Source organism: Johannesbaptistia floridana (assembly GCF_057440575.1).
On the sequence record NZ_JALKVM010000043.1, the window covers coordinates 1 to 3,985 of the forward strand.

Consider the following 3,985-nt stretch of genomic DNA (forward strand, 5'->3'; position numbering starts at 1 on the left):
AATTCCTCAACCCAATCTACCGGGAGTGCGATCGCCTGGTTCCCCCCTTGGTAAGGGGGGTTAGGGGGGATCTAATTCCTCAACCCAATCTACCGGGAGTGCGATCGCCTGGTTCCCCCCTTGGTAAGGGGGGTTAGGGGGGATCTAATTCCTCAACCCAATCTACCGGGAGTGCGATCGCCTGGTTCCCCCCTTGGTAAGGGGGGTTAGGGGGGATCTAATTCCTCAACCCAATCTACCGGGAGTGCGATCGCCTGGTTCCCCCCTTGGTAAGGGGGGTTAGGGGGGATCTAATTCCTCAACCCAACCTACAGGTTACTGGCTTCTTACTCATTACTCATTACTTATTACTTCAAAACTCATCTAGCGGTGCGTTACGGGCTTCGCCCTAACACACCCTACTAATGCTTCAAAACTTATTACTTCAATACTTCAAAACTTCAAGACTCATTACAACGAGCACTGCTAGAACACCTAACTGCTGCGTGTAAATAGATTATCTTCAATGATACGTTTCCATGATGCTAATAAAGTATCAATCGCTTTTTGTTCTTCACTTCGTTGAGTAGTTTCTTTATTTTGCTTCTCCTGAGAATTGGCATTCAAAGATAGGGAATTATTATCAGTTAAAGCACGTCCGGCTAATGATTGGGCAACTAATCTTAGTTTAGAGGCATCAGGTTGAGCTTGGGATAAAAAGTTATTAATTTCTGAAGGTTTATTCTCAGTTAACCATAATAGGCGTTGGAGAATATCAATTAGAGTAGTAGACTTGCCTAGTAATCGGGATTTCTCGTTAAATTTTTGTGGTTTTTCGGAAGTTAATATTCCTAATTCCTCAAATTTACCTCTTTCTTGATAGTTTTTTAGTCTAACCTTGTTTTTTTCTTTATTAACTAAGGCTAGTTTACCATCAGTTAATCCTCCTACACCGTCTAATTCAACCCCAACCCCTCGCGCTAGGGTATTAGCTTCGTCAAATTCCACCATAGCTTCCCCATATTCATAGCGCCCTAGGATATAGTATTGGGTAGGTTTATCTACTGCTGTTACCCCTTTTTGGTCACATCCTAAGACTTCTTTGAGAATTGTTTCAGCGACTTCTTTTTGTACTTCATCAAGGAAGGAGGAGGCATCTAATTCTTCACCGTTAGGAAGTTCCACGGTTTCATATTGGGTATAAGCTCTTAATCCCGCACCTACACAAGCGATGACTAAATCTGCCCCTGATACATCGTTTTCCATGAGAGTTTTTACTCTTTCTTCAATGATTTCTTTGAGTAGGGGTTGCACATCCATAGAATAATCACCAATTTCTGAGGTGGTGCGTTTACGGGCGATTAAAAAGATACTTGAAGCAAGAGAAGCTCTTAATCCTCGTAATCCTCCTTGCTGTTCTGTATCAATAGGAAATGCTTCAGTAATAGTAAATTTAGCTTTTCGTAAAGCATCAACTAAAGTTGACCATCCCATTGTCGTTTTATGAGCATAAACAACAACCATAATACCATCATTTTTCAACACTCTATTAGCTTGACAAAAAGCTTGAAACATCTTAACTTCATAATCTTCTTTTGCAGTTGATGAATCACCATCAAAACGAGATGGATCTACTATTGCTTCTTGTTTTTTGGGAGTTGATTTTACTGATAAATGTTCAGGATAAAATTTACCAATTACTTTTTTAAACCATACATAAAAGTAATCTGATAAGTGAGAGTAAGGTATATTGTCATAATAAGGCGGATCTGTAATCACAGCATCTAATAACAAATCTTCTAAATCTATTCTTTGAGAAGGTTGTCTTACTACTTCTGCCCATTGATTAATGCAAGTTAAAACCTCTATATTATCAATAGTCCATTTTAATCCATCAGTCCAATTACCAGAACCAGTACCTATAGGATTAGTTTCAGGAAAATCCCAATTCATAGGTAAACGTCCGTAACTAATAGGACTCTGAATTGTTTCTCTTGTATTGTCCCAAGTACATAAAGAAGACCCTCGATTGGCTACTTTTGTAATTCCTAAACCCAAATAAGTACAAATCGCCTTAACAAAATCTTTTTTGTCTGCTTCAGTAATTAAAAAATTAGAATTAGCATTGAGAGAAGTTTTCCCCTCTTCATCTTTTGGGCAATTCCCAACTCGTGACTCCTGATTTCCCTCTTTCCCTAATTCCTTGAATATCTCCTCAGGCGCTAATCTTACCCACTTGACAAAGGTCATTAACGATAATAATTGACGAGGAGTGAATAACTGACTCCATTTAACTAAACCATAGGGTTGAACCCGAAACCCCAAAACTCCATAATCAGGTAAAGGTTCATCAGGAATAGTTAACCCCGTTTCCTCACATAACTTGTCTAATCGCTGTAAAATTGCTGATTCATCGGGAATATAACTCTGATAATCTGTAGCAGATAAATAAGTTTTACCTTTTTCTCCTGGAGTTGTACAGACTATAGCCATTAACTGTTGACCAATTCTGCCTGCTTTTCCTTCTGTTTTAACATATTTTACATTTACTGTAGTCCCACAATGAGGACAAGTAGAATTACCCCGTGAACTACCAATACTGGGGTCAAAACCCAAATCTTTTGCCGTTGACGCTTCAATAACTTGAAAATCAACCTTTTTGGTTTGATGATTAGGAATAACCTTGAGGGCTATATATTTTTTCTTCTTCTTACATAACCAGGTTTGTCTCACCAAGGGAACAGAAGCACCACAGGAGGGATTGGGACATTTTACCGTGCGTGTCCATAAATAGGCTACTGGGGTGAGTTTGGGAGAATTAGGAGTTAAAGGTTGAGAATCAGAGAATAGGGATAATTGGCTGTTGGCGGTGGAGATACTATCAGTATCATGTTTTCCCATTGTTTCCCCATATTCCCCGTTAGTATAAATTTCTGGTAAAGCTTGATGTTGTGCCTCTAATTCCCCAATACTGGGATAAAGATCCCCTATTTCTGCTTTTACCCTATCAATTACCCAATTGCCCCATTTTTCTACTTCTGCTGCCAATTGTTTCCCATACTTTTGGGGATAAACTAGGGTACACAATTCAATAATATGGGCCACTGGATTTAACTCAATGGCGTAGGTTTCACATCCCAAGCGTAAACCTTCTAAGGGTATTGCACCCCCTCCTGCAAATAAATCCGCCATTTTCGGCGCTGGAACTTCTGTTAATGGGGTATTAGCGGGTAAACCCAGTCTATCTCTTTGTGCTTCTAAAATAGCCTTTCTTGCTTTTTTGAGAGTTGCTTCCGACACTTCCCACTTACACAAATCAATCATCATATTTTTCCAAGCTGTTCGCTTTTGATGATTTTCAGGCGCCTGAATCAAAGAGGCAAAAACCGCCGCCCTCGCCGCCACTAGTGGTCGTCTTGCCCACCACAAATGTAATGTAGAAATATGTCCTTTACGGATAGATTTCTCTCTTGCTGATTCTTTAGAAATCTCTTTAATGGGAATAAAATCTTCAATTAAGCGGCGATCATTGTTCATATATTTTAGATAGGAGAGGGGGAGAAGGGGAGAGGGGGAGCAGGGGAGCTCCGGGAGCTCCGGGAGCAGGGGAGAGGGGGAGAGGGGGAGAGGGAACTTTACCTCACTTAGTTAGAAATTGCCATAATCATCTCAGATCAAAGCTGTATATTCTCACATCAACTCACTAGTATTTTTATACTAATTTTCTTTGATGTCCATTCGCGTATTCTAAATTCTACACTAACTTTTATGAAATAATTGAAATAGATCTCAGTTGTTCTAAACTAACATATACTATGGAATATTTATCCCAAGAACACAAGAATGCTTTTAGCAATCTTCAAAAAAGTCATAAAGAAGAACTGGCCACAATTACCAATCTCTTAGCATTAGTAGGGTGTGAAGCGTGCGAAGCCCGTAACGCACCGCTAGATGAGTAATGAGTAATGAGTAATGAGTTTTGAAGTAAGAAGGTAGCCTGTAGGTT

General features: G+C 39.7%; 1 protein-coding gene. It reads right to left on the bottom strand.

Going from position 1 to position 3,985, the window contains the following annotated elements; translation table 11 throughout:
* Positions 1-474 precede the first annotated feature (474 nt).
* Positions 475-3,516 (bottom strand): DUF1156 domain-containing protein, encoded by a 3,042-nt coding sequence (locus MW688_RS03185; protein ID WP_486734468.1) that lies wholly within the window; start codon positions 3,514-3,516, stop codon positions 475-477.
* Positions 3,517-3,985: the final 469 nt, after the last annotated feature.